This window comes from Zobellella sp. An-6, from assembly GCF_052487945.1.
Genome location: NZ_CP199259.1, coordinates 1,961,231 through 1,987,274, shown reverse-complemented (window position 1 = coordinate 1,987,274; position 26,044 = coordinate 1,961,231). Strand labels below are relative to the sequence as shown.

At 65.5% G+C, this 26,044-nt stretch carries 24 protein-coding genes; 18 read left to right on the top strand and 6 right to left on the bottom strand.

Annotated elements, in window-relative coordinates:
- Positions 1 to 470: 470 nt before the first annotated feature.
- The 4 genes from mukB to ACT7DK_RS09170 all read right to left on the bottom strand — a co-directional run bounded on the left by mukB (position 471) and on the right by ACT7DK_RS09170 (position 8,035).
- Positions 471 to 4,886 carry a chromosome partition protein MukB gene (gene mukB / locus ACT7DK_RS09185; protein WP_445398426.1) on the bottom strand — a complete coding sequence of 1,472 codons (4,416 nt, stop codon included), beginning with the start codon at positions 4,884 to 4,886 and terminating at the stop codon, positions 471 to 473.
- Entirely contained in the window at positions 4,883 to 5,557 is a 675-nt protein-coding gene (mukE, locus tag ACT7DK_RS09180; RefSeq protein WP_096779227.1) for a chromosome partition protein MukE, read from the bottom strand. Before mukE ends, mukB begins: the two co-directional genes overlap by 4 nt.
- On the bottom strand, positions 5,538 to 6,863 hold the full coding sequence (gene mukF / locus ACT7DK_RS09175; RefSeq protein WP_445402312.1) for a chromosome partition protein MukF: 1,326 nt from the start codon (positions 6,861 to 6,863) through the stop codon (positions 5,538 to 5,540). Before mukF ends, mukE begins: the two co-directional genes overlap by 20 nt.
- A gap of 383 nt (positions 6,864 to 7,246) precedes the next feature.
- Positions 7,247 to 8,035: a methyltransferase domain-containing protein gene (locus ACT7DK_RS09170; RefSeq protein WP_445398423.1), complete on the bottom strand. Its 789-nt coding sequence runs from the start codon at positions 8,033 to 8,035 to the stop codon at positions 7,247 to 7,249.
- Positions 8,036 to 8,115: 80 nt separating this feature from the next.
- Here ACT7DK_RS09170 and ACT7DK_RS09165 point away from each other — a divergent pair, with 80 nt between their 5' ends.
- The 15 genes from ACT7DK_RS09165 (at position 8,116) to gloA (ending at position 21,204) form a co-directional block, all read left to right on the top strand.
- A complete protein-coding gene (locus ACT7DK_RS09165; protein WP_445398421.1) occupies positions 8,116 to 8,871 on the top strand; it encodes an ElyC/SanA/YdcF family protein in 756 nt (251 codons plus the stop codon).
- 119 nt (positions 8,872 to 8,990) lie between these two features.
- Entirely contained in the window at positions 8,991 to 9,743 is a 753-nt protein-coding gene (tpiA, locus tag ACT7DK_RS09160) for a triose-phosphate isomerase (RefSeq protein ID WP_445398419.1), read from the top strand.
- Between the two features lie 79 nt (positions 9,744 to 9,822).
- Positions 9,823 to 10,785 carry a 6-phosphofructokinase gene (gene pfkA, locus ACT7DK_RS09155; protein ID WP_445398417.1) on the top strand — a complete coding sequence of 321 codons (963 nt, stop codon included), beginning with the start codon at positions 9,823 to 9,825 and terminating at the stop codon, positions 10,783 to 10,785.
- A 486-nt stretch (positions 10,786 to 11,271) separates the two neighbouring features.
- A complete protein-coding gene (locus tag ACT7DK_RS09150; RefSeq protein ID WP_445398415.1) occupies positions 11,272 to 12,006 on the top strand; it encodes a sulfite exporter TauE/SafE family protein in 735 nt (244 codons plus the stop codon).
- A 79-nt stretch (positions 12,007 to 12,085) separates the two neighbouring features.
- A complete protein-coding gene (rsxA, locus tag ACT7DK_RS09145) occupies positions 12,086 to 12,667 on the top strand; it encodes an electron transport complex subunit RsxA (RefSeq protein WP_445398413.1) in 582 nt (193 codons plus the stop codon).
- Position 12,668: 1 nt separating this feature from the next.
- Positions 12,669 to 13,223: an electron transport complex subunit RsxB gene (rsxB, locus tag ACT7DK_RS09140; protein WP_445398411.1), complete on the top strand. Its 555-nt coding sequence runs from the start codon at positions 12,669 to 12,671 to the stop codon at positions 13,221 to 13,223.
- Between the two features lies 1 nt (position 13,224).
- Positions 13,225 to 15,423 (top strand): electron transport complex subunit RsxC, encoded by a 2,199-nt coding sequence (gene rsxC, locus ACT7DK_RS09135; protein WP_445398409.1) that lies wholly within the window; start codon positions 13,225 to 13,227, stop codon positions 15,421 to 15,423.
- The gene (rsxD, locus tag ACT7DK_RS09130; RefSeq protein ID WP_445398407.1) at positions 15,423 to 16,472 is read left to right on the top strand and encodes an electron transport complex subunit RsxD; all 1,050 of its coding nucleotides are present in this window, start codon (positions 15,423 to 15,425) and stop codon (positions 16,470 to 16,472) included. The genes rsxC and rsxD overlap by 1 nt, the downstream gene beginning before the upstream one ends.
- The gene (gene rsxG / locus ACT7DK_RS09125; RefSeq protein WP_445398405.1) at positions 16,472 to 17,104 is read left to right on the top strand and encodes an electron transport complex subunit RsxG; all 633 of its coding nucleotides are present in this window, start codon (positions 16,472 to 16,474) and stop codon (positions 17,102 to 17,104) included. Before rsxD ends, rsxG begins: the two co-directional genes overlap by 1 nt.
- On the top strand, positions 17,101 to 17,796 hold the full coding sequence (locus ACT7DK_RS09120; RefSeq protein WP_445398403.1) for an electron transport complex subunit E: 696 nt from the start codon (positions 17,101 to 17,103) through the stop codon (positions 17,794 to 17,796). The genes rsxG and ACT7DK_RS09120 overlap by 4 nt, the downstream gene beginning before the upstream one ends.
- The gene (gene nth, locus ACT7DK_RS09115; RefSeq protein WP_445398401.1) at positions 17,793 to 18,434 is read left to right on the top strand and encodes an endonuclease III; all 642 of its coding nucleotides are present in this window, start codon (positions 17,793 to 17,795) and stop codon (positions 18,432 to 18,434) included. The genes ACT7DK_RS09120 and nth overlap by 4 nt, the downstream gene beginning before the upstream one ends.
- A gap of 72 nt (positions 18,435 to 18,506) precedes the next feature.
- The gene (locus tag ACT7DK_RS09110; RefSeq protein ID WP_445398399.1) at positions 18,507 to 19,991 is read left to right on the top strand and encodes a DUF1538 domain-containing protein; all 1,485 of its coding nucleotides are present in this window, start codon (positions 18,507 to 18,509) and stop codon (positions 19,989 to 19,991) included.
- The gene (locus ACT7DK_RS09105) at positions 19,988 to 20,353 is read left to right on the top strand and encodes a transcriptional regulator (RefSeq protein ID WP_445398397.1); all 366 of its coding nucleotides are present in this window, start codon (positions 19,988 to 19,990) and stop codon (positions 20,351 to 20,353) included. Before ACT7DK_RS09110 ends, ACT7DK_RS09105 begins: the two co-directional genes overlap by 4 nt.
- A gap of 12 nt (positions 20,354 to 20,365) precedes the next feature.
- A complete protein-coding gene (locus tag ACT7DK_RS09100) occupies positions 20,366 to 20,752 on the top strand; it encodes a CBS domain-containing protein (RefSeq protein WP_445398395.1) in 387 nt (128 codons plus the stop codon).
- A gap of 44 nt (positions 20,753 to 20,796) precedes the next feature.
- Positions 20,797 to 21,204, top strand: coding sequence for a lactoylglutathione lyase (gene gloA / locus ACT7DK_RS09095; RefSeq protein WP_445398393.1), 408 nt, complete (start codon positions 20,797 to 20,799; stop codon positions 21,202 to 21,204).
- 160 nt (positions 21,205 to 21,364) lie between these two features.
- Here gloA and cysB read toward each other — a convergent pair whose 3' ends face one another.
- Positions 21,365 to 22,339: an HTH-type transcriptional regulator CysB gene (gene cysB / locus ACT7DK_RS09090; RefSeq protein ID WP_445398391.1), complete on the bottom strand. Its 975-nt coding sequence runs from the start codon at positions 22,337 to 22,339 to the stop codon at positions 21,365 to 21,367.
- A 212-nt stretch (positions 22,340 to 22,551) separates the two neighbouring features.
- Between cysB and ACT7DK_RS09085 the strand changes: the two genes are divergently transcribed.
- Together ACT7DK_RS09085 and ACT7DK_RS09080 are read left to right on the top strand one after the other, a co-directional pair.
- Positions 22,552 to 23,316: a DNA repair ATPase gene (locus tag ACT7DK_RS09085; RefSeq protein ID WP_445398389.1), complete on the top strand. Its 765-nt coding sequence runs from the start codon at positions 22,552 to 22,554 to the stop codon at positions 23,314 to 23,316.
- 5 nt (positions 23,317 to 23,321) lie between these two features.
- Complete coding sequence (locus ACT7DK_RS09080) at positions 23,322 to 23,852, top strand: VOC family protein (protein ID WP_445398387.1); 531 nt, start codon at positions 23,322 to 23,324, stop codon at positions 23,850 to 23,852.
- On the opposite strand, the gene ACT7DK_RS09075 is transcribed toward ACT7DK_RS09080, so the two are convergent.
- A complete protein-coding gene (locus ACT7DK_RS09075; protein ID WP_445398385.1) occupies positions 23,842 to 25,032 on the bottom strand; it encodes an MFS transporter in 1,191 nt (396 codons plus the stop codon). The genes ACT7DK_RS09080 and ACT7DK_RS09075 overlap by 11 nt on opposite strands.
- An 89-nt stretch (positions 25,033 to 25,121) precedes the next feature.
- Here ACT7DK_RS09075 and ACT7DK_RS09070 point away from each other — a divergent pair, with 89 nt between their 5' ends.
- The gene (locus ACT7DK_RS09070; protein WP_445398383.1) at positions 25,122 to 26,033 is read left to right on the top strand and encodes a LysR family transcriptional regulator; all 912 of its coding nucleotides are present in this window, start codon (positions 25,122 to 25,124) and stop codon (positions 26,031 to 26,033) included.
- The last annotated feature ends 11 nt before the right edge of the window (positions 26,034 to 26,044 follow it).

Genomic DNA, 26,044 nt, shown 5'->3' with positions numbered 1-26,044 from the left:
TTTGATGTTTCCGCATTCCCGCATGGTCAACTTCCTGTTCGATAAGGGCATTCAGCCCACAACGGCCACTCTTTGCCGTCACTCCTTGTTGCTTGTAGGCCGCGGTTAGCAGGGTTGTCAGCCACTATTAAGTATAGAAGGGGAGAAAAAGGCGCGAGCGGATCATGACACTCTCATGACAGCTATTGTCAGGCGGACGCGGTGCCGGGCTGTTGGGCTTCAGGAGACGTCCATTACCTGCTTTTTGCCAGATAGTCCCCTTTGTCGCCGTTGTTGAACCCTGGTCATCTCCGCGAAGGCGGAGATCCATAACATGGCGCACTGGACTCCCGCCTTCGCGGGAGTGACTACAGAGAACGACGAAGCTTTGTCAGCAGTCCGCAACGCCCGCGGATGCGGCCGCTTGGGGTTTATTGGTCGACTGAAGTCGACCCTACGGCTCGTCTCATACGCACCCCGGGCGTTTTGGCTCAGGCGGCGCCGGCGAAGCCGCGCAGGCCCACCACGTGCACATGCTCCTGCTTGCCGTGCACCTTGCGGATCAGCTTGTAGGTGGTGCCTTTTTCCGGGCTGATGTTCTCGGGCGCGGCAATCAGCAGCTGCATGTCCTGGCGTTCGCACAGTTCGAACAGGGTGGCGATGGAGCGGGCGTCCAGGCGCGCGGCCTCGTCCAGGAACAGCAGGCGGCAGGGCAGCACTTCCCGGGCGCGCAGGTGGCGGGATTCTTCCTCCCAGCTCTGCAGCACCATCAGCAGAATGGCCTGGCCGGTGCCGATGGCCTCACCGGTGGACAGCGCCCCGCTCTCGGCGCGCAGCCAGCCGTCGGCGCCGCGCTGCACCTCGATGTCCAGATCCAGGTAGTTGCGGTAGTCCAGCAGCGCCTGGCCCAGCACCTGCGGGCTGCGATCGCCCTGCTCCAGCTGCGGGTTGAGCCGCTGGAACAGCTTGCCCATGGCCTCGGAGAAGCTGAGCTCCTTGCTGTTGAACAGGTCCTGGTGGCGCCCCTCCGGGTCGCTCAGGGCCTCCAGCAGGCGCTGGTAGGTGTCGCGGATGTTCACGTTGAGCCGCACCCCGGCCACCAGGCCGAAGCTGATGTTCTGCAGGCCCTGGTTGAGCAGGCGGATGCGGTTCTGCTCCCGGCGGATGATGGTGGTGATCTTGGCCGCCACCTCGTGGGAGGAGAGCGACAGCTGGCCTTCGCGCAAGCTCAGCTCGTCGGCCAGCCGGCCCAGCTCCACTTCCATCTCTTCCAGCGCCTCCACCGGATCGTCGGCGCGGATGATGTCGTGGCGGATGCGCGCCTTGAGGTAGCTGAACACCAGTATGTAGAACTGCACCTTCTGCAGGGTGTTGCGGTTGCCCTCGCTAAGGCGCAGGGCGTCGCGCAGCTCCTCGTCGTGGTTCACCGCCATGCGCAGGGCGCCCAGCGCCTTGTCGGAGATGGATCTCAGCTCCTCGGCGTCCAGGTAGGCCAGCTCCGGCCGGCTCAGGCTGCGCTCCACCCCGTGCTCACGGGCCAGCCGCTCCACTTTCGCCCAGTTGGCCTTGTGGGCCACCAGCGCCTTGCGGGCGGCAAAGTAGCCCTGGCCGTCCTTGCCCAGGCGCTGGCCGAGCGATTCTATCTCGCGCTTGGTCACCTGGCGCTGGGCCTCGGTCTGGCTGCGCCGGTTGCGGGTCTGCACCAGGTCGTTTTCCAGTTCGCGCTTGGCCTCCCGGGCCCTGTCCTCCATGTCGGCGGCAAGCACGATGCCCAGTGCGCCCAGCTCCTCGCGGAACTCGTTCAGGGTCTGGCTGCGGGCGTCGCGGCCGGTCACCAGGGCGGTGCGCGCCTGCAGGGCGTCGCTCACCCGTCCGGCCAGCTGCTCGGCGCGCAGGCCGGCCTTGCGCCGGGCCTCCTCCGCCTGCACCAGCTTGGCCTTGAGGCTGTCGTTCATGGCCGAGCTCTGGCTCAGCAGCTGCTCGGCGTCGGCGTAGGCGAAATGGGGCAGCCGCGCCACCAGCTGGTTAAGGGCATAGGTGCGGGCACGGGCCTCGGTGAGTTCCGCTTCCGCCTGCTCCACCCGGGCCCTGAGGGCCTCGTAACCGGCGGGATCCTGGCGCAGCACCTGCACCTGCTCGGCCAGCCGGCCCAGGCGCTGGCCGTGGGCGGCCATAAAGTCGCGTGCCGCCTTGAGCCGGTCGGCCTCGGCGCGGGCGGCAACCAGGCGCTCTTCCAGCCCCTCGGCGTCCAGCCAGGCGGCCAGCGGCAGCAGCTTGTGCAGCAGCCCCTGCTGCTCGCGCAGCAGGGCCAGTTTCTGCTGCCACTGGGCCTGCTGCTCGGCAAGCCGGGCCTGCGCCTGCTCCAGCTCCTGCTGCTGCCCGGCCAGTTCGGCCAGGGCCTCTTCCGGGCTGGGGCCGAAGGCCAGCTGCAGGCCCTCATTCACGAATTCGCTCAGCTGGTGGTAGAGCCGGCTGTGCTTTTGCTGGGCGAAGGCGGACTCGGCATAGCGGGCGCTCACCGCCTCCAGCTCGGCGCCGAGGATCTCGATGCGCGCCTCGCGGGCGGCGCGGCCGAACAGGGGCTCGGCGGGAAAGCGGGAATAGCGCAGCTGGCGCTCGCCATTCTGCACCCAGATGGCGCCGTCCAGCTCGGTGGCCTGCAGCAAATCTTCGTCGAAGGCGTCCGGGTTGCCCTGGATCAGATACACGTCCGGCGGGCATTCCTCCAGCGCCTGCAGTTGCTCCAGCGCCGCCCGGGGGTCGGCCACCACGATGGCGTGGCGGGCCGGGCCATACAGGGCCTCGTAATAGGGGGCGTCGTCCACATTGATGTCGTCGTACACGTCCGCCAGCAGGGTACCGCCCAGCTGCTCGCACAGGGCAAGCAGCCGCGGATCCGCATCAATGCCGCTGCCGAGGCGGCGGATCTGCTGCTCCAGTTGCTGCTTGGCGGCCAGCGACTGCTGCTTGCTCTGCTCGGCCTGGTGTTCGTCGCGCAGGGCCTGCTGCATGGCATTGGTCACCTCGGCGCTGTCGGCCAGCATCTGGCCGCTCAGCTCGCGCAGCCGCTCCAGTTTGGCCTGGGCCTTGTGCCAGGCGGGCGCCTCGGCGCGCAGCCGGGCCACCTGGGGGGCTACCTGCGCCAATTGTGATTGCAGCTGGCGCTTGTCCTCGGCGCCGTCGGCCAGTTGTTCTTCCACCTCGGCCTTTTGCTCCTCCAGCTCCGCCAGTTGTAGCTCCAGCTCGGCCTCATCCTGCACGGCGCGGCCATGGCGGGCCAGCTCCGCCTGCAGCGCCTGCACCTTCTGCCGGCGCTCGGCGGCCTGCTCCGCGTCCTGCAGGGCGCGGCGAATGCCCTCTTCCCGCCCCAGCAGGCCCTGGTAGTCGCGGCCCTGCTCGATAAGCTGGTTGGCACGGCCAAAGGCGGCGGCCCGCTCCACCGGGCCGGCCACGGCCTCGAGCAGCCCCAGGGCCTGGTCGTACTGGGCCCTGGCGGCTTCGGCCAGGGAAAGCTGCTGGCGCTGCTCCAGCACCACGGCGGTCAGCTCCTGCTCGCGGCCCTGGTGGCGCTGCTCTTCTTCCCTCGCCTGCTCCGGGCTCAGCTCGGGCAGGCCGCAGCGCACCTTGGCCTCCCCCAGCGCCTGTTGGGCCTGGCGGTACTGGATGGCGCGGGTCTGCTGGGTGTCCAGCGCCTGCTGGTAGTCGGCCAACTGGCTCTTGAGGCTGTCCACCTCTTCCTCGGCGGCAAGGCGGGTGGCGGCGGCCTCTTCATGCTCGTCCTGCAGCTCGGCCAGCATTTCCTCCTGGATGGCGAGCTTTTCTTCCAGCTCATCCAGCTCCTGCTGGTAGGACTCGATCTTCTCGTTGAGCTTGACCCCGCTCAGCACCCGGGCCAGGTGCTCGGAGGCGATGTCCAGCTCCTCGGTGAGCATGCGCTCCCGGGCGGAGAGGTTGTCCAGCTCGTCGGCCAGATAAATCAGCCGGGCCTTTTCCTCGGCCAGGATGCGGCGCTCCTCGGCCAGGGCCTTGCGCGCGGCCAGGGCCTGCCCGGACAGCCGCTTTTTCTCGGCGCTGTTGCGCACATAGTCGGCGGCCACATAGTGGGTGGTTTCGGTGATCAGCTGGCGGAACAGGTCCCGCTGGCGCTGGGTTTCGCGGATGGCCTCCAGGGTGCGGCGGTTCTCGAAGATGGCCGCCTCCATGTCGTTAAAGGCCTTGCGGATGCCGGCGTTTTCCGGCAACAGGTAGTCCTTGAGGCTGCGGCTGATGGTGCTGGAAATGCCGCCGTACAGGGACGCCTCGATCAGCCGGTAGAACTTCACCCGGTCGCGCTGATCCTTGAGCTTGCGCGGGGTCACGCCGATGTCGAACAAAAAGTTGTGATACTCGCTCACCGTATTGAAGCGGGTGAAGCGCAGGCCCGCCTCCACCGCGGCGGCCTTCAGCTCGTTGAGGGAGCGCACCTGGCCGCGGCCGTCGTCGAGCCGGTTCAGCAGCAGCTCGGTGGGGGACCTGCCCTCGCTCAGTCCCTGCACCGCGAAGGGCACCATGTTGACCTTGTTGTCCCGGTTGGCCACCTGCTCCAGGTGTACGCCAAACCAGACCCGCTCGGACTGGGAGGTGTCCACCTCGATCAGCGAATAGCAGTGGCCCCGTTGCAGTTTACCGTACAGACCCTTGTCGCGGCTGCCGGACTGGCTGCCCGCTTCGGTGGTGTTGCGAAAGTGCAGCAGGCTGAGATCGGGGATGAGCGCGGCGATAAAGGCCGCCATGGTGGTGGACTTGCCGGCGCCGTTGCCGCCCGAAAGCGTGGTGACCAGGGCGTCCAGCTCGAAGGTACGGGCAAAAAAGCCGTTCCAGTTGACCATGGTCAGGGAGTGAAACTTGCCTCTGTTAACGCTGCTCACTGGTCGTTCTCCTGCTCTTCTTCTTCGTTGTCGGCGCCGGCCACGGCCTCGCCGTCTTTTATCATGCGCAATTGCAGTGCGCGCGGGTCTTCATCGCTGCGCACGTCGGCGGCAAAGCGGAACACCGCCTCGGTGATGCGAAACTTGTCCTGGGTGCCCACGGCGCTGACCATGCCCAGGCGCTTGAGCCGGCGGATGGCGCTTTTCAGCTTGTCGGCCAGCTTGCGCCTGTCGAGATCGGAGCCGCCGGCACGCTGGTTCACCATGCGCAGCAGCGCCTGCTCGTTGGACAGGGTCAAAATCTCTTCCTGCAGGTCGGCCAGCGAAAACACCCCTTCGTTGATCAGCCGGTCCGGGCTCAGGTAGAGGTAGCACAGCACCTTGCCCACCAGCATCTCCAGCTCGGAGAGGATGGAGGTGCCCAGCTCGCTGGTGGAGCGGGGCCGCAGGTAATAAAAGCCCTCGGGGGCGCGCACCAGCTCCACCTGGTAGCGCTGGTAAAAGGCCTCCAGCTCGGTGAAGTATTCCTGCAGCAGCGAGTGCTGCTCCAACTCGTCGGCGGTCACGTGGCGGCCGGCGCGCAGCTGGTTGTCCAGCGCCGGAAACAGCGGGTTGGCGATGGCCTGGGCCAGGCGGGGGTCCAGGGCGAGTTCAGTATTGGTCGATGACATGTGCTTGTACCTTGGCCCCGTGGGCATTGATGGTCTGCCAGTCCGGCATGGCCGCGCCCTGGCGTTCGGCGTCGGCATGGCCCAGCTTGACCGCTTCGTCGATCAGCAGGCGGGCGAGATCAAAATGTTGGTAATGGGGGAAATCGTTGAGGTAGTCCCTGAGCACCTGGGCCAGGTCCAGCGGCCGGCCGGTGAGCGGAAAGTCCTGCAAATGGCCGCGGATGCGCTCCGACAGCTCGGCGGCCAGGTCCACCATCTCCTGGTATTCCAGCTCCTCGGGCAGCTCGCCGGTCACTTCCTCGGCGTAAGCCGCCATGGTCTCGTCGCGCAGCTCCAGCAGCGGCTGCGCCTGGGCCAGGCGCAGCCGCCAGTTGTGGTTGTCGAAATGGCGGATGGACTCGCGCAGCCGCTGGCTGAAGGCGCGGTTCTTGTCCATGTCGATGGCGGTGCGGATAAAGCGGTGCACGTGGCGGTCGTAGCGGGACCACAGCTCGATGCACTGGCTGCCCCAGTGGATGATGGCGTCCAGCCGCGCCTGCAGCTGCTGGCACAGGGGCGCCACCGTAATGCCGCGCACGCTTTGCTGCAGCCGCTCCTCGATATTGAGCAGGCTCTGCTGCAGGCCGTGGCCGGCCTTGTCCAGGGTGTCCTGCAGCTCGCGCAGGGTGTGGCCGGTTTCCCGCAGCAGCTGTTCGCAGGCGGAAATGGCCTCGTGCCAGTTTTTGTTGAGCAGGGCGGCGATATTGGCCTTGACCGCGCTCTGCTGCTCGTCCATGGCGCGCTGGGTGTCGTCGATGCGCGCCAGCTGCTCGGCCACCGAGTACTTGAGCCGGCCTTCCACCTCCTGGGCCCAGCGCTGCTCGTCCGGCTCGGCGGCGATGGCCTCGGCCACCTTGTCGAGATCGTGGGCGATCTGCGCCAGCAGCAGCGAGAGCTTGATCTGGCTCACCTCCCGCTGGGCGGCGAAGAATTCGACGATGGCCAGGCCCAGGCGGGTCAGGCGGTAGAGGCTTTCGCCCTCCCCCGGCTCGCCCTGGAAGCGGCTCAGCAGGCGCTGGCGCACCAGATCGTTGATGGCGTTGTTGGCGCGGCTGGCCAGGGTGTCGTCGGCCTGGGCGAAGCCCTTGCTGACGTAGCCGAAGGCGTGGTGCAGCTCGGCCTCGGTCAGCTGTGGCTGCTCGCCGCCCCGGCCGACGATATGCACCGCCAGCAGGAAGGCCAGCCGCTCGGGGGGCAGGTTGAGCCCCAAGTTTTCCTCTCTGACCCAGCCGATCCAGTCCGGCAGGGTGCGGGACATTTCCGTCATCATTCTGCTCTCTTCACCATTGGCGCCGCCCGGCCCTTGCCGGCCCGGCGGCTTTTATACTGTTGCGGCTTTTTCCGTCGCCCCCGCGCTTTTCCGTCACCCGCGAAGGCGGGGGTCCATTCACTCGGCGGCCGGCCCGGCGCCGTTCGCCCTGGATGCCCGCCTGCGCGGGCATGACGAGGGAGTGCCGTCACCCCGCGCTTTCCGTCACCCCCGCGCTTTCCGTCACCCCCGCGAAGGCGGGGGTCCATTCAGCCGGGGGCCGGCCCGGCGCCGTTCGCCCTGGATGCCCGCCTGCGCGGGCATGACGAGGGAGTGCCGTCACCCCCGCGCTTTCCGTCACCCCCGCGCTTTCCGTCACCCCCGCGAAGGCGGGGGTCCATTCAGCCGGGGGCCGGCCCGGAGCCCTTGCACGCCAGCACATGGATATAGCGACCCAGGTGCACGAAGGGCTCCCGGCGGGCGTGGGCCAGCTCCATGGCTATCAGTTCGTCCGGGCGCTGATGCTTGACCTCGCGCTCCACCAGGTAGTCGTGGATCACCCGCACGCCGCTGCGCCCGGTTATAGCAAAGCCCAGCTCCGCCAGCCACCGGTAAACCTGCTCCGGCCGGCAGGGCCAGCCCGGCGTCAGTTTCTGGCGTCGTTTCTTGACCAGGTCGGCGTGCACGTAGTCGAAGTTGCCCATCACCAGGCTGTGGAACAAGAGGCCATCGCGGTTGTAGAACATCAGCGACAGGTGGCCGTCGTCCGCCAGCAGCTCGTGCAGGGTGGCGAGCAGCCCGGTCTGATCCTCCACCCACTCCAGCACCGCATGGCACAGGATGAGATCGAACCGGCCCAGCTCCTCCACCGACAACGACTGGATGGGGCCCTGAATAAAGTCGAAGCGATCATCCAGCCCCTTTTCTTCCACCTGGGCCCGGGCCAGGGCCAGCATCTCGGCGGACAGGTCGCACAGCACCACGCGGTGGCCGAGTGCCGCCAGGGGTTGCGACAGGGGGCCGAAACCGCCGCCCGCGTCCAGGATGCGCAGGGGGCCGGGGGGCAGGCGCTGCAGCAGCTCGTCCAGATCCCGGCCCAGCACCGCCAGCCGGATGCGGCCCTTGGTGGTGCCGTAGATATTGCGGGAAAAGGTATGGCTCTTGCCGTCGAAACTGGTATTGCGCTGCACCTGGGTGTTTCTTCGTGACTCGGGGGAGGCTATTCTGGCACAACCCTCACGGTTAACAAACGCGTGCGTGCATGGAGACGATGTTTTTGGCGAAAAAGTGGCTGGGCAGCCTGTTATTGCCGCTGCCCCTGCTGCTGATCCTGGGACTTTTGGGGTTGTTTCTGCTGCTGTTGCGGCAAAAACGCAGCGGGATCGCCCTGCTGATGCTGTCGCTGTCGACACTGCTGCTGCTCTCCACCCGGCCGGTGGCCAACGCCCTGATCGCGCCGCTGGAATCCCGCTATCCCCCCCATGAGATCACCGCCGAGCCGGTGCAGGACATACTGGTGCTGGGGGCCGCCCAGGTGGCGGACCCGCGCCTGCCGCTGCTGAGCCAGCTCGGCCAGGCCGGGCTCTACCGCATCACCGAGGGGGTGCGCCTGGCCCACGCCTACCCGCAGGCCCGGCTGGTGTTAAGCGGCTATGCGGGTGGCGAGGGCCGCACCAGCGCCGAGCTCTACGGCGAGGTGGCGGTGGCGCTCGGCATCGCGCCCGGCCGCCTGCTGCTGCTGCCCGAGCCGAAAGACACGGCGGAAGAAGCCCAGGCCATGGCGCCGCTGATAACGGGCCGCCGGGCGCTGCTGGTCACCTCCGCCGGCCACATGCCCCGGGCCATGGCGCTGTTCGCCGCCGCCGGGGCCCATCCCCTCGCCGCCCCGGTCGATCACCAGGCCAAGGAGAGCGACGCCGCCCTGCCGCTTTATACTTACCTGCCCCAGGCCCGCTATCTGTGGCGCAGCGAGCTGGCCTGGCACGAATACCTGGGCCTGCTGTGGCAACGGTGGGGAGCAGGCTGAGCAGCATTTGATCAAAAACATACAAAAGTCGAAAAATTACATCAAACCGTGCCCTGGCTCTTGGTTTCGCCCGGTCCAAATCCCTATAATGACGTTATTTAACTGAAAGGAAACAACTCATGAGACAAACACTGGTAATGGGTAACTGGAAGCTCAACGGCAGCAAGACCATGGTGGCGGAACTGATCAACGCCCTCAAGGCGCCCGCCGCCGAGGCCGGCAACGTGGCCGTGGCCGTGTGCCCGCCCGTGCTGTTCCTGGGCCAGGCCCAGGAGCTGCTGGCCGACAGCACCATCGCCCTGGGCGCCCAGGACGCGGACGTCCACACCCAGGGTGCCTTCACCGGCGAAAACTCCCCCGCCATGTACGGCGAGTTCGGGGTGCAGTACGTGCTGGTGGGCCACAGCGAGCGCCGCACCCTGCACGCTGAATCCGACGCCGTGGTGGCCGCCAAGTTTGCCGCCATCCAGCAGGCCGGCCTGGTACCGGTGCTGTGCATCGGCGAAACCCTGGAGCAGTTCGAAGCCAACGAAACCCAGGCCGTGGTGGAGCGCCAGCTGCAGGCGGTGATCGATCAAAGCGGCATCCAGGCCCTGGCCAGTGCGGTCATCGCCTATGAGCCGGTGTGGGCCATCGGCACCGGCAAGACCGCCACTCCCGACATCGCCCAGGGCGTACATGCCGCCATCCGCGCCTTCCTGGCCAAGCAGGACGCCAATGTGGCCGCCGGCGTGCAGATCCTGTACGGCGGCTCGGTCAAGGGCGCCAGCGCCGCCGGCCTGTTCGCCATGGCAGACATCGACGGTGCCCTGGTGGGCGGCGCCGCCCTGCAGGCGGACGAATTTGCTGCCATTATCAAGGCAGGCGCCTAATAATCACGGGCATATTGGTAATTTTACTACATATGCCCGCTGTTCCGGGTTTCAACCACGATTTTGAATTGAGGCCAAGATGATTAAACGAATTGGGGTACTGACCAGCGGCGGCGACGCCCCGGGCATGAACGCCGCCATCCGCGCCGTGGTGCGGGCCGGCCTGCACCACAACCTGGAAGTGTTCGGTATCTACAGCGGCTACCTGGGCCTGCACCAGGACGACATCAAGCAGCTGGAGCGCCACAGCGTCTCCGACGTGATCACCCGCGGCGGCACCTTCCTCGGCTCGGCCCGCTTTCCCGAGTTCAAGGAAGAGAAGGTGCGCGTGGAAGCGGTCGAAAACCTGAAGAAGCACGGCATCGACGCCCTGGTGGTGATCGGCGGTGACGGCTCCTACATGGGCGCCATGCGCCTGACCGAGATGGGCTTTCCCTGCATCGGCATTCCCGGCACCATCGACAACGACATCGCCGGCACCGAGTTCACCATCGGCTTCGACACCGCGCTGAACGTGGCGGTGGAGGCCATCGACCGGCTGCGCGACACCTGCAGCTCCCACAACCGCATTTCGGTGGTGGAGATCATGGGCCGCCACTGCGGCGACCTCACCTCCTCCGCCGCCGTGGCCGGCGGCGCCGAATACGTCATCGTGCCGGAGATCGACTTCGACAAGCACGAGCTGATCCGGCAGATCCACGAAGGGGTGGCCAAAGGCAAGAAGCACGCCATCGTGGCCATCTGTGAAAACGTGTGCGACGTGAACGCCCTGGCCAAGGAAATCCAGGAAGCCACCGGGCGGGATACCCGCGCCACCATCCTCGGCCATATCCAGCGCGGCGGCACCCCCACCGCCCAGGACCGCATCATGGCCAGCCGCATGGGCGCGCGGGCGGTGGAGCTGCTGCTCGAGGGCTACGGCGGCCGCTGCGTGGGCCTGCAGAACAACCAGGTAGTGCACCACGACATCATCGACTGCATCAAGCACCTGAAGCGTCCCTTCAACGAAGAGATGTACCAGCTGTCCAACACCCTGTTCTGAGGGTGCGCCAGGCAGGCCCCTCCGCCTGCCTGGCTTTACCTCCGTTTCCCGCCGCCTTAACTATCATCCTGAATGCACCTTTCTTGTTCCCGATCAAAGCGCCTTCGCCATCACGGGGTTATGCTTCCGTACATCATCAACCCAGAGGAGAACAGCATGAGCGGATGTTGCGGTGCCTGCGGCGGCCAGGACAAAGAGCAGGAAAAGAAACCAGCGGAACAACAGCAACAGGCAGAGCAGAAGCAGGAAGAAAAGTCCTCCTGAAGCCAGTCGGTTTTTGAATCCTGTCCGGCCGGCTCCAATGCCGTTCGTCCAGGGCAGGTCGCAAGAACCTTCAGCACCGTCACCCCCGCGAAGGCGGGGGTCCATCGTCACCCGGCCCATGGTGCCAACCTGGAATATCCATAAGGCCAGTCCCTTTCCGCCTTCCCCCGCTTGCCGCCATTGGCCATAATGGCATCCTGCTTGTTGTGCCAAGGCCCTGACATGCCGGACATTATCGAACTCGCTCCCCAGACGCTGCTGCTCGCCGCCCTGGCCTGCTTTACCGGCGCCTATGTGCAGACCGCCATCGGTTTCGGCATGGCGGTGATCGCCGCCCCCCTGCTGTTCTACCTGGATCCGGCCCTGGTGCCCGGCCCCCTGTCCTTCGTGATCCTGATGATGTGCCTGATCAACGGCTGGCGTTTCCGCAAGGGGCTGGAGCTCAACCTGCTGGCGCCGGCGCTGCTGGCCCGCATTCCCGGCAGCCTGGTGGGGGTCTGGCTGCTGGGGGTGATGTCCCAGTCGTGGCTGGCCATCCTTATCGCCTTCACCATCATGCTGGGGGTGCTGGTGCGCCTGTGCAACCTGGCCCTGCCCACCAACGGCGCCACCCTCTCCCTGGGCGGCTTTCTGTCCGGGGTCATGGGCACCAGCACCACCATCGGCGGGCCGCCCATGGTGCTGGTGCTGCACGGCGCCGACATGCACCGCATCCGCGCCAACCTGGCGGGCTTTTTCCTGGTCTCCAGCCTGATGTCGGTGATTGCGCTGATCGGCGGCGGCTATTTCGGCCAGGCCCAGATGCTGCAGGCCGCTCCCCTGGTGCCGGCGGCCCTGCTCGGCAACTGGCTGGCGGTGCAGACCCTGCATCTGGTGTCCAGGCCCGTCATGCACTACGGTTCGCTCGCGCTCTGCACCCTGGCGGTTATCGGCATGTTAATCAATACCTTGTTCTAAACCCCCAGGCTCTGTGGCATTGTTAAACGAGGCATAAAGGCCGATAATACCGGCCGCCATTTAATATCGCCGAGTGATCATGTCTGAATACCTGCTGCTGTTTGTCGGCACCGTGCTGGTCAACAACTTCGTGCTGGTCAAGTTTCTCGGGCTCTGCCCCTTTATGGGGGTGTCGGGAAAACTGGAAACCGCCGTCGGCATGGGGCTGGCCACCACCTTCGTGCTGACCCTGGCCGCCGCCTGCTCCTACCTGGTCAACCAGTACATACTGCTGCCGCTGGAACTTTTATACCTGCGCACCCTGTCTTTTATTCTGGTGATCGCCGTGGTGGTGCAGTTCACCGAGATGGTGGTGCACAAGACCAGCCCCACCCTGTACCGGCTGCTGGGCATCTTTCTGCCGCTGATCACCACCAACTGCGCGGTGCTGGGGGTGGCCTTGCTGAACATCAACGAGCAGCACAACTTTATGCAGAGCCTGGTGTACGGCTTCGGCGCCGCGCTCGGCTTTTCCCTGGTGCTGGTGCTGTTCGCCGCCATGCGCGAGCGCCTGGCCGGGGCCGACGTGCCGGCCCCCTTCAGGGGCGCGGCCCTGGCCATGATCACCGCCGGCCTGATGTCGCTGGCCTTTATGGGCTTCACCGGACTGGTCAAGTTGTAACATGATGCATATCTTAATCGCCATTGCGGTACTGGCGCTGCTGGCGCTGATCTTCGGCCTGGTGCTGGGCTTTGCCGCGGTCCGCTTCCGGGTGGAGTCCGACCCCATAGTGGATCAGCTCGACGAGCTGCTGCCCCAGACCCAGTGCGGCCAGTGCGGCTACCCGGGCTGCCGTCCCTACGCCGAAGCCGTCGCCAATGGCGACGACATCAACAAGTGCGTGCCCGGCGGCGACGCCACCATGCGCAAGATTGCCGATCTCATGGGGGTCGAGCCCCAGGCCATGGGCGAGGCCGCCGCCGAGCCGGTGAAGCAGGTCGCCTTTATCCACGAGGACATGTGCATCGGCTGCACCAAGTGCATCCAGGCCTGCCCGGTGGACGCCATCGTCGGCGCCACCAAGGCGGTGCATACCGTGCTCCGCGACGAATGCACCGGCTGCGATCTGTGCGTGGATCCCTGCCCCACCGACTGTATCGAGATGATCCCGCTGCCGGTCACCCCCGACAACTGGAAATGGCAACTGCAACCCATCGCCATCAAGCAGGTAGAGTAAGATGTCGCTGTTACAGGATCTGAACGCAGGCAAGCTGCACGGTTTTCACGGCGGCATCCACCCGCCCGAGCGCAAGGCGCCGGCCAACCTCAGCCCCATCGGCGACGCCGGCCTGCCGGACGAGCTGGTGCTGCCACTGCGCCAGCATATCGGCCAGCCGGCCCGGCTCAAGGTCAGGGCGGGTGAGCGGGTGCTCAAGGGCCAGCCCCTGACCGAGCCGCTCAACCCCATGATGATACCGGTGCACGCCCCCACCTCGGGCACTGTCGTCGCCATCGAGGACAGGCCCCTGTGCCATCCCTCGGGACTGGACGGCCCCTGCGTGGTGCTCAGGCCCGACGGCGAGGAGCAGTGGCGGCCGCGTTTCCCCATCACCGATTACCAGGCACTCAATGCCGACGTGCTGCTGGAGCGTATCCACGCCGCCGGTATCACCGGCCTGGGCGGCGCCGGCTTTCCGGCCCACGTCAAGCTGATGCCCCGGCGCAAGGCCATTGACGCGCTGATCATCAACGGGGTGGAATGCGAGCCCTACATCAGCGCCGACGACCGGCTGATGCGCGAACACCCCGCAGAGATCCTCGACGGCATCGCCATACTGCGCCATATCGTCAAGCCCCAGGTGACGGTGCTGGCGGTGGAAGACAACAAGCCCGAGGCCCTGGCCGCCCTGCGCGAGGCCAACGGCGACGACAGCCTCCTGATAGTAGCGGTGCCGACCAAGTATCCTTCCGGCGGCGAGAAGCAGCTGATCGAGATCCTCACCGGCCGCCAGGTGCCCCACAACGGCCTGCCCGCCGACATCGGCATGGTGGTGCAGAACGTGGGCACCGCCTTCGCGGTGAAGCGGGCGGTGCTGGACGACGAGCCGTTGATCCACCGGGTGGTCACCCTGGCGGGCGACGCTTTTGCCGAACCCGGCAATGCCTGGGTGCATATCGGCACCCCGGTGCGCTACCTGCTCAAACGCTACGGGCTCGCTCCCGAGCCGGAGCAGCGCATCATCATGGGGGGCCCCATGATGGGCTTTACCCTGCACAGTGCCAGTGCCCCCATCATCAAGGGCAGCAACTGTGTGCTGGCGCCGACCCGGGCCGAGCTGCCGCCGGCCGGCGACGAGCTGGCCTGCATCCGCTGCAGCCAGTGCGCCGACGCCTGCCCCGCCAGCCTGCTGCCCCAGCAGCTGTACTGGTTTGCCCGCGCCCGGGAGCACGACAAGCTCAACAGCCACAACCTGTTCGACTGCATCGAGTGCGGCGCCTGTGCCTATGTCTGCCCCAGCCAGATCCCCCTGGTGCAGTATTACCGGGTGGCCAAGGCCGACATCCGCCAGGCCCAGCGCGAGGCGGAGCTGGCGGAGCGGGCCAAGCACCGCTTCGAGGCCCGTCAGGCCCGGCTGGAGCGGGAAAAGGCCGAGCGCCAGGCCCGCCACGAGAAGGCCGCCGCCGAGCGCAAGGCACGCATGGCCGAGCAGGTGGCCGCCGGTGGCGAGGACCCGGTGGCCGCCGCCCTGGCCCGGGTCAAGGCCCGCCAGCAGGAACAGAGCCCCGAGGACATGGCCGCCGCCCGCGCCGCCCGCAAGGAAGAGGCCCGCCGCAACCGGGAGCTGAAGGCCCAACAGGCGGCACAGGCCGCCCCGGCGGCGGAAGAGTCCGGCGACGACAAGCAGGCCGCCGTGGCCGCCGCCATCGCCCGCGCCAAGGCGCGCAAGGCCGAGCAGCAAGCCGACGCCGCCCCGGCGGCGGAAAAATCCGACGACGACAAGAAAGCCGCCGTGGCCGCCGCCATCGCCCGCGCCAAGGCGCGCAAGGCCGAGCAGCAAGCCGACGCCGCCCCGGTGGCGGAAAAATCCGACGACGACAAGAAAGCCGCCGTGGCCGCCGCCATCGCCCGCGCCAAGGCGCGCAAGGCCGAGCAGCAAGCCGAAGCCGCCCCGGTGGCGGAAAAATCCGACGACGACAAGAAAGCCGCCGTGGCCGCCGCCATCGCCCGCGCCAAGGCGCGCAAGGCCGAGCAGCAAGCCGAAGCCGCCCCGGCCGGAGAAGACACCGCCACCCCGGTGGCTGGATCGCCGGCTGAAACGCAGGATACCGACGCCGCCAAGAAGGCGGCAGTCAAGGCCGCCGTGGCACGGGCCAAGGCCCGCCGGGCCCAGCAGCAGGCCACCCCCTCTCAACCCGATCGAGAAGACGAGTCCTAATGGCGTTTACACTCAGCAGTTCACCCCATGATCATGCTCCCCTGAACACCGCCGCCCTGATGCGGCGGGTCTGCTACTGCCTGATCCCGGGCATACTGGTGCAGTGCTGGTTCTTCGGCTGGGGCAGCCTGATCCAGATGGCCCTGGCCGTGGCCACCGCCTACGCCGCCGAAGCCCTGGTACTGACCCTGCGCAAGCGCCGCCTCGCCCCGCTCGGGGACAATTCGGCCCTGCTCACCGCTCTGCTCATCGGCATCGCCGTGCCGCCGCTCGCGCCCTGGTGGCTGGTGGTGATCGGCACCGCCTTCGCCATCATCGTCGCCAAGCAGCTCTACGGCGGCCTCGGTCAGAACCTGTTCAACCCGGCCATGGTGGCCTATGTGCTGCTGCTGGTGTCCTTTCCTCTGCCCATGACCAGCTGGCTGCCGCCGCTTTCGCTGCAGACCTACCCGCCGGGGCTGATGGACTGCCTGTCGGCCATCTTCACCGGTTTCACCCTGGACGGCTTCGCCCCCCACCAGCTGCGCGAGCTGGCCGACGGCACCACCATGGCCACCCCGCTCGATACCCTGAAAACCGGCTTCACCCAGGGCCACACCGGCAGTGAAATGCTGACCGGCCCGGTGTTCGGCGGCCTGGCCGGCATCGGCTGGCAGTGGGTCAACCTGGCCTACCTGGCCGGCGGCCTCGTCATGCTGCGCCTGCGGCTCATCAGCTGGCCCATCCCGGTGGCCATGCTCGGTACCCTCTTCCTGCTCAGCCTGGCGGGCTTTATGGTCTCCCCCGACGGCACCACGGGCCCCATGATGCACCTCTTCTCCGGCGCCACCATGCTGGGCGCCTTCTTTATCGCCACCGATCCGGTGTCGGCGGCCACCACCTTCCGCGGCCGCCTCGTCTACGGCGCCCTGATCGGCCTGCTGGTCTATCTTATCCGCACCTTCGGCGGCTACCCGGACGCGGTGGCCTTCGCGGTGCTGCTGGCCAACATGACGGTGCCCATGATAGACAGCCTGACCAAACCCAAGACTTACGGAGAGGCCCGCTGATGCTGGAGATGATGCGCAAGAACGGCCTGATCCTGGCCCTGTTCGCCCTGGGCTGCACCGCCCTGGTGGCCTTTACCCACAGCCTGACCCGTCACACCATAGTGGAGCAGGAGCAGGCCCAGCTGCTGCTGGTACTGAACGAGCTGCTGCCGCCCGACAGCCACGACGAGCCGCTGTTCGACCACTGCGCCCTGGTGGCCAGCGAGCACTACCTCGGCAGCCGGGATCCCCTGCCCGCCTTCACCGCAGTGAAAAACGGCGCGGTGCAGGGCCATGCCATCGAGGCCATCGCCCCCGACGGTTACAGCGGCGCCATCAAGCTGGTGGTGGGGGTGAACGCCGACGGCCAACTCTCGGGCGTGCGGGTGCTCGCCCACAACGAAACCCCGGGCCTGGGCGACAAGATAGAGCTGAAAAAATCCCCCTGGGTGCGGTCCTTCGACGGCATGGCGCTGCTCGGCGAGGAAGACGCCCGCTGGGCGGTGCGCCCGGACGGTGGCCAGTTCGACGCCTTTACCGGCGCCACCATCACTCCCAGGGCGGTGGTCAAGGCGGTGCGCCAGGTACTGCTGATGCTTGAACAGGAGCCCGGGCTGCTGAGCCGCTCCCCCCGCTGCGGAGATTCCCTATGACCGAACAACAGAAAGACATCATCCGCCAGGGGCTGTGGAAGAACAACCCGGCCCTGGTGCAGATCCTCGGCCTCTGCCCGGTGCTGGCGGTAACCAGCACCCTGACCAACGCCATGGGGCTGGGGCTGGCCACCATGATGGTGCTGACAGGCTCCAACCTCACCGTCTCCCTGGTACGCCGCTGGGTGCCGAACGAGGTGCGCATTCCCATCTATGTGATGATCATCGCCAGCCTGGTCACCTGTGTGCAGCTGTTGATGAACGCCTATACCTACGGGCTGTACCAGTCGCTCGGCATCTTCATTCCCCTTATCGTCACCAACTGCGTGATCATCGGCCGGGCCGAGGCCTTCGCCTCCAAGAGCAGCCCGCCGCTCGCCGCCCTCGACGGCCTGATGATGGGCCTGGGCTTCACCGCCGTGCTGCTGGTGCTGGGCGGGCTGCGCGAGCTGTTGGGCCAGGGCACCCTGTTCGATGGCGCCGAGCTGCTGCTGGGCGACTGGGCGGCGGGGCTGCGCGTCGATGTGCTGCATCTGGACAACGGTTTCCTGCTGGCGATATTGCCGCCCGGCGCCTTTATCGGCCTGGGACTGCTGATCGCCGCCAAGAACTGGCTGGACGGACGGCTGGCGGCCCGCCGCGCCCCGGCGCCCAAGGCCGAAATCACCAGAGCAAGGGTCACCTCGTTATGAACATGGAAAAACGCCGCCAGATCCTGGAGCGGCTGCGGGCGGACAACCCCCACCCCACCACCGAACTCAACTACGCCAGCCCCTTTGAGCTGCTGATCGCCGTGCTGCTCTCGGCACAGGCCACCGACGTCAGCGTCAACAAGGCCACCAAGGGCCTGTTCGCCGCCGCCAACAGCCCCGCCGCCATGCAGGCCTTGGGGGTGGACGGGGTCAGGGAGCACATCAAGACCATAGGGCTGTTCAACGCCAAGGCCGAAAACGTCATCAAGACCTGTGCCATACTGCTGGAAAAGCACGGCGGCGAAGTGCCGGAAGACCGCGCCGCCCTCGAGGCCCTGCCCGGGGTGGGCCGCAAGACCGCCAACGTGGTGCTCAACACCGCCTTCGGCTGGCCGACCATAGCGGTGGACACCCATATCTTCCGCCTGGCCAACCGCACCCGCTTCGCCCCGGGCAAGAACGTGGACGAGGTGGAGCAGAAGCTGCTGAAGTGGGTGCCGGCCGAGTTCAAGCTGGACGTGCACCACTGGTTCATTTTGCACGGCCGCTATGTGTGCCTGGCGCGCAAGCCCCGCTGCGGTGCCTGCATCATCGAGGATCTGTGCGAATACAAGGACAAGCAATATCCCGATTCCTGAAGCCCGGGCTTGGACCCGTCCCCGTGTTCGGGGGTAGACTGGGGTTCAACCGAGTAACCTAAGGAGCATGGCTTGCATACCCTCAGGCTTTTTGCCGGTGCTTTTCTGCATGCCCTGAACAACCTGTTGCCCATCATCGGGGTGGTGGTACTGTTCCAGCTGCTGCTCGGCCGGTGGCCGGAAAATGCCGCCGGCATGAGCCTGGGACTCCTTATCGTGGCCGCCGGCATCGCCCTCTTCCTGCAGGGGCTGGAGCTCAGCATCTTTCCCCTCGGCAAGAGCCTGGCCAACCAGTTCGCCCGCAAGGGCTCGGTATCCATTCTGCTCTGTTTCGGCTTCGCCATGGGCTTTTCGGCGGTGATCGCCGAGCCGGCCCTGATCGCGGTCGCCTCCCAGGCCGAGCTGGTCAGCGAGGGCCGCATCCAGGCCCTGACCCTGCGCCTGATCGTGGCGCTGTCGGTGGGCCTGGTGATGGCTGCCGGGGTACTGCGCATCATCCTCGGCCAGGGCCTGCACTGGTACATGGTCGGCGGCTACGGCCTGGTGGTGCTGACGACCTTCTTCGCCCCCCCCGAGATCGTCGGCCTGGCCTACGACTCGGGCGGGGTGACCACCAATATCGTGACGGTGCCGCTGATCGCCGCCTTGGGACTGGGCCTGGCCGCCTCCATCCAGGGCCGCAGCCCGCTGATGGACGGTTTCGGCCTGGTGGCCCTGGCGGTGATGGTGCCCATGGTCAGCGTGCAGCTCTACGGCATCGTCACCTACAGCCTGGGCGAAGCCCCCCTGCCAGTGGTGGCGAACGACATCCAGGACACCGTTATCCATTCCCCCTGGCTAAGGGTCGTTTTCGACCTCGTTCTGATGCTGCGGGACGTGACCCCCATACTGGTGGTGGTGCTGTTCTTCCAGTACCTGGTGCTCAAGCGTTCCCTGTCCAACCCGACCCGGGTGTTTTTCGGCTTTCTGATGGTGCTGGTGGGGCTCTATGCCTTCGTGGTCGGCCTCAAGCTCGGCCTCTTTCCCATCGGTACCCGCATGGCCGAACAGCTGATCGGCCAGGATCGGGGGCTCTATATCTACCTGTTCGCCTTCGCCATCGGCTTCGCCACCACCATGGCGGAGCCGGCGCTGATCGCCGTGGGCCAGCAGGCGGAGCAGGCCGCGCCCGGCGAGCTGAGCGCCCGGGCCATCCGCCTGGTGGTGGCCCTGGGGGTAGGCCTGGGCATCACCCTGGGGGTGCACCGTATCATCAGCGGCGGCTCCATCCATCATTTCATCATCGGCAGCTACCTGCTGGTGCTGCTGCTGATCTGGTTCTGCCCGCGCAACATACTGGCACTGGCCTTCGATCTGGGCGGGGTCACCACCTCGGAGGTGACGGTTCCCCTGGTCACCGCCTTAGGCATAGGCCTGGCCAGCCACATCGAGGGGCGCCATGTGCTGATCGACGGCTTCGGTCTTATCGCCTTCGCCTCCATCTATCCCATAGTGACAGTGATGATCTACGCCATCGCAGCGGATCTGCTATTTAAATACCGGAGAGCATCCTCATGAAATTTTCGTTACTGGTGGCCATAGTGCCCGAAGAGCTGGAGCAGGGCTGTATCGATGCGGCCAAGGAAGCCGGTGCCGGCGGCGTCACCATCATGAGTGGCCGGGGCATAGGCACCAGCAGCAAGAAGACCTTTTTCGGGCTGACCTACGAGGGCTCCCAGAGCATATTGCTGATGGTGCTGGAGAAGAACCTGTCGTTGCACGTGCTGAAGGCCATTCAGGCCGAGCTGACCATCAGCCCGAAGGACAAGGTGGAAGGCGCGTCCAAGGGCGTGGTGCTGACCCTGCCCCTGGAGCACCTGGGCGGCATAGAGGCGGCCCAGCTCGAGCAGTTCGAGCGCTTTATCAAGGATGACTTTTAAGGAGGCACCCTTATGCTGGTAAAAGATATCATGGTGACCCGGGTGATCACCGTCTCCCCCTTCGCCAAGGTGCGGGAGGCCCTGAGCCTGATGAAACGGCACAAGGTGAAATGCCTGGTGGTGGACAAGGCCAACGAGCACGACGCCTACGGCCTTATCACCTACTCCACCATCATCAAGACCATAGTGGCGGAAAGCGGCGATATCGACTTGATCAACGTCTACGATGTCTGCGCCAAGCCGGCCATCGCCGTGGGCCAGGATCTGGCCATCAAGCACGTGGCCCGGCTGATGACCAGCTACGGTTTCAACCGCATACTGGTGCTCGACAACAACAACCTGGTAGGGCTCATCACCATTACCGATATCATCGACACCATACTGGACATGGTGGAATAACAATAACGGACTGATTTTATACTCAACTACTGGGAGTCTTGAATATGCGTATTTTGCACACCATGCTGCGGGTCGGCGACCTGGACAAGTCCGTGGCCTTTTACACCGACGTCATGGGCATGAAACTGCTGCGCACCAGCGAAAACACCGAATACCAGTACACCCTGGCCTTCGTCGGTTACGGCGAGGAAAAGGACGAGGCGGTACTGGAGCTGACCTACAACTGGGGCACCGGCAGCTATGATCTGGGCACCGCCTACGGCCATATCGCCATCGAAGCCGACGACATCTACGCCATGTGCGAGCAGATCCGCGCCGCCGGCGGCAAGGTGACCCGCGAGCCGGGCCCGGTCAAGGGCGGCACCACCGTCATCGCCTTCGTGGAAGACCCGGATGGCTACAAGATTGAGCTGATCGCCAAGAAGGACGCCGGCAAGGGCCTGGGGGGCTAAAGCGGGAATCGGGAAGCCGGAAGCCGGAAGTTGCCCCACTTCTAGCTTCCGGCATCAAGCTTCCGGCTTTGGTTGTAGGGTCGACTTTAGTCGACCAAATCGACCCTGCTACGCAACAGTGCTGCATTCGGTCGAATAAATTCGACCCTACGGCTTCCAGCTACCGATAAGGCAGCTCTATCCCCTCGAACAGTTTGTCGATCTCTTCCGGCGCCTTCAGCGCGATCACCTTATCCACCCGCTCCCGGGTAAGATGGGGCGCAAACCGCTCCATAAAGTCGTACATGTAGCTGCGCAGGAAAGTGCCCTTGCGGAAACCTATCTTGGTGGTGCTGGCGGCGAACAGATGGCTGGCGTCGATGGCCACCAGATCCGCGTCCTGCACCGGATCCACCGCCATGCTGGCCAGCACCCCTATGCCTATCCCCAGCCGCACATAGGTCTTGATCACGTCCGCGTCGGTGGCGGTGAACACCACCTTGGGCTCGTAACCGGCCCGGTTGAAGGCGATGTCCAGCTCGGAGCGGCCGGTAAAGCCGAACACATAGGTCACCAGCGGATACTGGGCGATATCGGCGATGCTTGGTTTCTCGATGGCCGTCAGCGGGTGATCCTTGGGCACCAGTATGCAACGGTTCCAGTGATAGCAGGGCAGCATGATCAGATCCTGGTACAGGTGCAGCGCCTCGGTGGCGATGGCGAAATCGGAGGCGCCCTTGGCCACCGACTCGCTGATCTGCACCGGTGTGCCCTGGTGCATGTGCAGGGACACCTTGGGATAGCGGGCGATAAACCCCTTGATCACCTCGGGCAGGGCGTAGCGGGCCTGGGTGTGGGTGGTGGAGATATTGAGCGAGCCCTGGTCCGGGTGGGTGTGCTGGCTGGCCACCGCCCTGATGCTCTCCACCTTGCCCAGGATCTCGCCGGCGATACGGATGATGTCCCGCCCCGCCGGGGTGATCTGGGTCAGATGTTTGCCACTGCGTTCAAACACCTGAATGCCCAGCTCATCCTCCAGCATGCGCACCTGTTTGCTGATCCCGGGCTGGGAGGTGTACAGGCTTTCGGCGGTGGCGGAAACATTCAGGTTATGGTTGGCAACTTCGACGATGTAGCGCAACTGTTGCAGTTTCATGGCGTCTCAGGGTTAGGGTGACTTAGCTAAATACTATCAGACCTTAGCAGAATATCCTCTGTGCCGACCATACAGAATGGTTTTATGGCCGGCTAATCGTCTGAACTATCGCCGTTTTTACCCTCCGCGAGGCGAGTGAAGTTAGCCAAAGGGCCATTACTGGGTTAACATTCCCCCTGACTCTCACCGTAACCGAAGCGAGCCGCTGAACGATGACGCTGACCCTGGTACTCATAGCCATAGGCGCCCTGCTGTTTCTGGTCATCATTTACAATATTCTTCAGCAATACCGACAGAAACAGGAAGCCGAAAAACGCGCCCTGCTGCTCAAGCACAAAAACATCATCAACGAGACCGATGAACTCCTGCTCAACGCCGGTCAGTTACCTTTCAGCAAAACCCTGGTGGTGGCGCTTTATCAGCGCATCCTGTCCAGCCTGCAAACCATGCAGCAGCAGGATCCGAAAAACAGCCAGGTCAAATCCCGCCTCGTCAATATCCAGCAGCAACTGCAACAGGTGAAAGACAACTACCAGATGGAGCAATCCGGCCTCAAACCGCCGGAGTCCGATCAGCAGGCCATCCACATGCTGCAGGTCGTCAAGCGCCTGCGCGCGGTACTCCGGATAGAGCACAACAAGGGCAAGGTCGGTACCCAGACCTTTGTGCACGAAGATCGCCGCCTGGAATTGGTGCAACTGAAGATAAACCTGTCCAACCTGGTCAAGCGGGCCCGCATGGCCCATGAAAACCGTGACAACAACATGGCCCGGCAGATGCTGCAGAAAGGCCTGACCGTGCTCGCGCAGGTGGCCGACAAGGACGAACAACTGAAAATCATCGAAGAAACCCTGCAACAGCGGCTGAACGACCTGACCAGTACCCAGATCCGGGTCGAGCAGGAGCAAAAGGAGCGGGAAGAGCAACAGGAAAAATCCGAACTGGATTTGTTGTTCGAGCCCAAGCGCAAATGGTAACGCCGATGCTGGAACAGATACTGGGCGATAGCCGGCCTTTTCTGGACGCGCTGGCCCGCCAGTTGGCGCGGCAGGGCCTGCCCCTCGACCTGGGACCCATGGACCACGTCTGCTACCGGGCCGAGAGCAATGACCAGTACCTTGAACTGCGCCGTGCGCTGGCGGCGGCGGGCGAGGTGCTGGTGGAAGGCATGATAGGCGGCAGGCCCATCATCACCTTCAGGCTGCACCGGCCGCTGGCGAGCCCCTTCGGCCCCGTCCCCTGCCTGGAGCTGGCCGCCCCCAAGCCGGGCAAGGCGCACCTGGCCGGCCTGGAGCACGGCGAGATAGTGGTGAACAGCCTGGAACAACTGCTGAATGACTATCCAGGCGTGCCCTTCGACAGCAAAGGGCTGGCCCGGCATCCGCCCGAGCTGACCCTGGCCCTGCCCCCCTACCAGCTCAAGTTCCATCTGCAGAGCCTGGCGGACACCATCGCCGCGGAAATCGCCCGGCACGAGGTGGTACCGGTACCCGCGGACTACTTCAGGCGCTGACCGGCACGCGCCGCTCCAGGCGCCACAGCCTCAGGCTCAGCCCCGCCGTCACCGCCAGCACCAGCATCATGCCGGCGGCCACGCCGGGCAGTCCCGCCCATTGCCAGTAGGGGTAGAGATAGAGTCCGCCCAGGCTGGCCCCCAGGTAGTAGAACACCAGGTAGAGCGACGACGCCAGGGCGCGGTGGTGCTGTACGCTGCGCCCTACCCAGCTGCTGGCGCAGGCGTGGGCCAGGAAGAAGGCGAAGCTGTCCACCAGCAGCGCCAGCAGGATCAGCGGCAGCCGCGCGCTCAGCAGTCCCAAGTTGCCCACCGCCATGATGCCGATGGCCAGCAACAGGGTCTGGCACAGGCCGAAGCGGTGGATGAGCCAGCCGCTGATGCCGGAGGCGAAGGTGCCGGTCAGGTAGGTGAGGAACAGCAGCCCCAGGGCCGCCGGAGCCAGGTTGAACGGTGGCGCCGCCAGGTGGAAGGCCACGTAGCTGTACTGGTTGAGGAACACCATGAAGTTGAGCCCCCCCACCAGGTACACCGGCCACAGCAGGGGGTTGCGCACATGGCCGAGCAGGGCGCGGGCCCCTTCTCCCCTGGCCGCCGGCACGAAATGACGGGAGCGGGGCAGCAGCTTCAGCAGCGGCAGCCACAGCAGCAGGCTCAGCCCGCCGAGGATCAGGAAACTGGCCTGCCAGCCCCCCGCCCACTGGGCGATAAGGCCGCCGAATATCCGTCCGGCAATGCCCCCCATGGAATTCGCCGCTATGTAGATGCCGATGCTGGTCACCAGTGCCTTGGGGGTGAATTCCTCCCCCATGTAGGCCACCGCCGTGGCCGGCAGCCCGGCCAGGAAGAAACCCTGCAGGGCACGCAGCCACACCAGGGCACCGAAGCCCGCCACCCGGGAGATCATGATACCGAGCAGTAGCGCCGCCAGCAGGCAACCCAGCATCACCGGCTTGCGGCCGAGCCGGTCGGCCACCCGCGCCCAGAACAACAGGCCGACGGCCAGCCCCAGGGTGGACACCGACAGCACCCAGCCGGCCGCCAGGGCCGACAGCCCGAAGTCCCGCGCCAGCAGGGGCAGCAGCGGCTGGGTCAGGTAGAGATTGATGAACACCAGCATGGAGCCGAGGCCGAGGGCCAGGGTGGCACGCCACCAGAGCGGGGTTTTCAGGTCTATCATGAGGGCCTCCGGGATCACAGCCTTGACCTTAGCGCCCGCCAGCGTATAAATGAAATATATAAAAATTATGGAAAAAATAACTAACTCTTATGCTTGAGACCAAATGGCTGCGCCAGTTCGCCGCCGTGGCCCGGGAAGGCAGCATCACCCGGGCCGCCGAGCAACTGCACCTGGCCCAGCCCGCCGTGACCATGACCATCAAGAAGCTGGAGCAACAGCTCGGCATCGGCCTGTTCGACCGTCGCCAGGGCCGGCTGCTGCTCACCCCCGAGGGGGAGCGGCTCTACCAGCATGCGGAGCGCATCCTGGCCACCCTGATACTGGCCGAGCAGGACATGGCGGCCCTGCACGATCTCAACACCGGCGAAGTGTGCATCGGCATTCCCAGCATGCTCGGCTCCTTTTACTTTCCGCCCTTGCTGATGGCGTTCAAATACCGCTACCCGGGTCTTTCCATCCGGGTGGAGGACGCGGGCACCCAGGATGTGCTCGGGCGCCTGTGCCAGGGCAAGCTCGGCCTCGGCATCGTGCTGACCACCGCCCTGCCGGCGGGGCTCACCGGCCTGCCCCTGCTGCGGGAAGAAATGGTGGCGGTGGTGCCGGCGGAGCACCCGGCCCGTCACCAGCCCTGCATGGCCATCGAGGACTTCCTGCGCCAGGAGCTGGCCCTGTTCCGCCACGGCTTCTTTCACCGGGAATACATCGAGGAGGTGGCCCGCCGGGCCGGCATCTCCCCCCGCATCGGCTTCGAAAGCAACCTTATCCCGCTGCTGAAGGCGGTGGTACGCCAGGGCTTTGCCATCACCACCTTTCTGCGCATGGCCGTGCGGGAAGATCAGGATCTGTTCGCGGTCTCTTTTCGGGAGCCCTATTTTCTCGACCTCTGCCTGGCCTGGCCGAACGACCGGCGCTTGTCCCGGGCCGAGCAGGCCTTTATCGACTTTATCCGGGAGCAGCACCAGGGGCCTTTACAGCCAGGCGGCAAAAACGTTATAACGTAACAAAATCAATA

What these genes read in the sequence shown, in the direction of transcription:
- gloA (WP_445398393.1), top strand. Translation starts at nt 20,797, where the DNA reads ATGCGTATTTTGCACACCATGCTGCGGGTCGGCGACCTGGACAAGTCC.
- nth (WP_445398401.1), top strand. Translation starts at nt 17,793, where the DNA reads ATGAACATGGAAAAACGCCGCCAGATCCTGGAGCGGCTGCGGGCGGAC.
- ACT7DK_RS09105 (WP_445398397.1), top strand. Translation starts at nt 19,988, where the DNA reads ATGAAATTTTCGTTACTGGTGGCCATAGTGCCCGAAGAGCTGGAGCAG.
- ACT7DK_RS09165 (WP_445398421.1), top strand. Translation starts at nt 8,116, where the DNA reads ATGTTTTTGGCGAAAAAGTGGCTGGGCAGCCTGTTATTGCCGCTGCCC.
- ACT7DK_RS09070 (WP_445398383.1), top strand. Translation starts at nt 25,122, where the DNA reads ATGCTTGAGACCAAATGGCTGCGCCAGTTCGCCGCCGTGGCCCGGGAA.
- ACT7DK_RS09120 (WP_445398403.1), top strand. Translation starts at nt 17,101, where the DNA reads ATGACCGAACAACAGAAAGACATCATCCGCCAGGGGCTGTGGAAGAAC.
- rsxC (WP_445398409.1), top strand. Translation starts at nt 13,225, where the DNA reads ATGTCGCTGTTACAGGATCTGAACGCAGGCAAGCTGCACGGTTTTCAC.
- rsxD (WP_445398407.1), top strand. Translation starts at nt 15,423, where the DNA reads ATGGCGTTTACACTCAGCAGTTCACCCCATGATCATGCTCCCCTGAAC.
- ACT7DK_RS09150 (WP_445398415.1), top strand. Translation starts at nt 11,272, where the DNA reads ATGCCGGACATTATCGAACTCGCTCCCCAGACGCTGCTGCTCGCCGCC.
- ACT7DK_RS09085 (WP_445398389.1), top strand. Translation starts at nt 22,552, where the DNA reads ATGACGCTGACCCTGGTACTCATAGCCATAGGCGCCCTGCTGTTTCTG.
- ACT7DK_RS09075 (WP_445398385.1), bottom strand. Translation starts at nt 25,032, where the DNA reads ATGATAGACCTGAAAACCCCGCTCTGGTGGCGTGCCACCCTGGCCCTC.
- rsxB (WP_445398411.1), top strand. Translation starts at nt 12,669, where the DNA reads ATGATGCATATCTTAATCGCCATTGCGGTACTGGCGCTGCTGGCGCTG.
- mukF (WP_445402312.1), bottom strand. Translation starts at nt 6,863, where the DNA reads ATGACGGAAATGTCCCGCACCCTGCCGGACTGGATCGGCTGGGTCAGA.
- tpiA (WP_445398419.1), top strand. Translation starts at nt 8,991, where the DNA reads ATGAGACAAACACTGGTAATGGGTAACTGGAAGCTCAACGGCAGCAAG.
- pfkA (WP_445398417.1), top strand. Translation starts at nt 9,823, where the DNA reads ATGATTAAACGAATTGGGGTACTGACCAGCGGCGGCGACGCCCCGGGC.
- rsxA (WP_445398413.1), top strand. Translation starts at nt 12,086, where the DNA reads ATGTCTGAATACCTGCTGCTGTTTGTCGGCACCGTGCTGGTCAACAAC.
- ACT7DK_RS09080 (WP_445398387.1), top strand. Translation starts at nt 23,322, where the DNA reads ATGCTGGAACAGATACTGGGCGATAGCCGGCCTTTTCTGGACGCGCTG.
- rsxG (WP_445398405.1), top strand. Translation starts at nt 16,472, where the DNA reads ATGCTGGAGATGATGCGCAAGAACGGCCTGATCCTGGCCCTGTTCGCC.
- mukE (WP_096779227.1), bottom strand. Translation starts at nt 5,557, where the DNA reads ATGTCATCGACCAATACTGAACTCGCCCTGGACCCCCGCCTGGCCCAG.
- cysB (WP_445398391.1), bottom strand. Translation starts at nt 22,339, where the DNA reads ATGAAACTGCAACAGTTGCGCTACATCGTCGAAGTTGCCAACCATAAC.
- ACT7DK_RS09100 (WP_445398395.1), top strand. Translation starts at nt 20,366, where the DNA reads ATGCTGGTAAAAGATATCATGGTGACCCGGGTGATCACCGTCTCCCCC.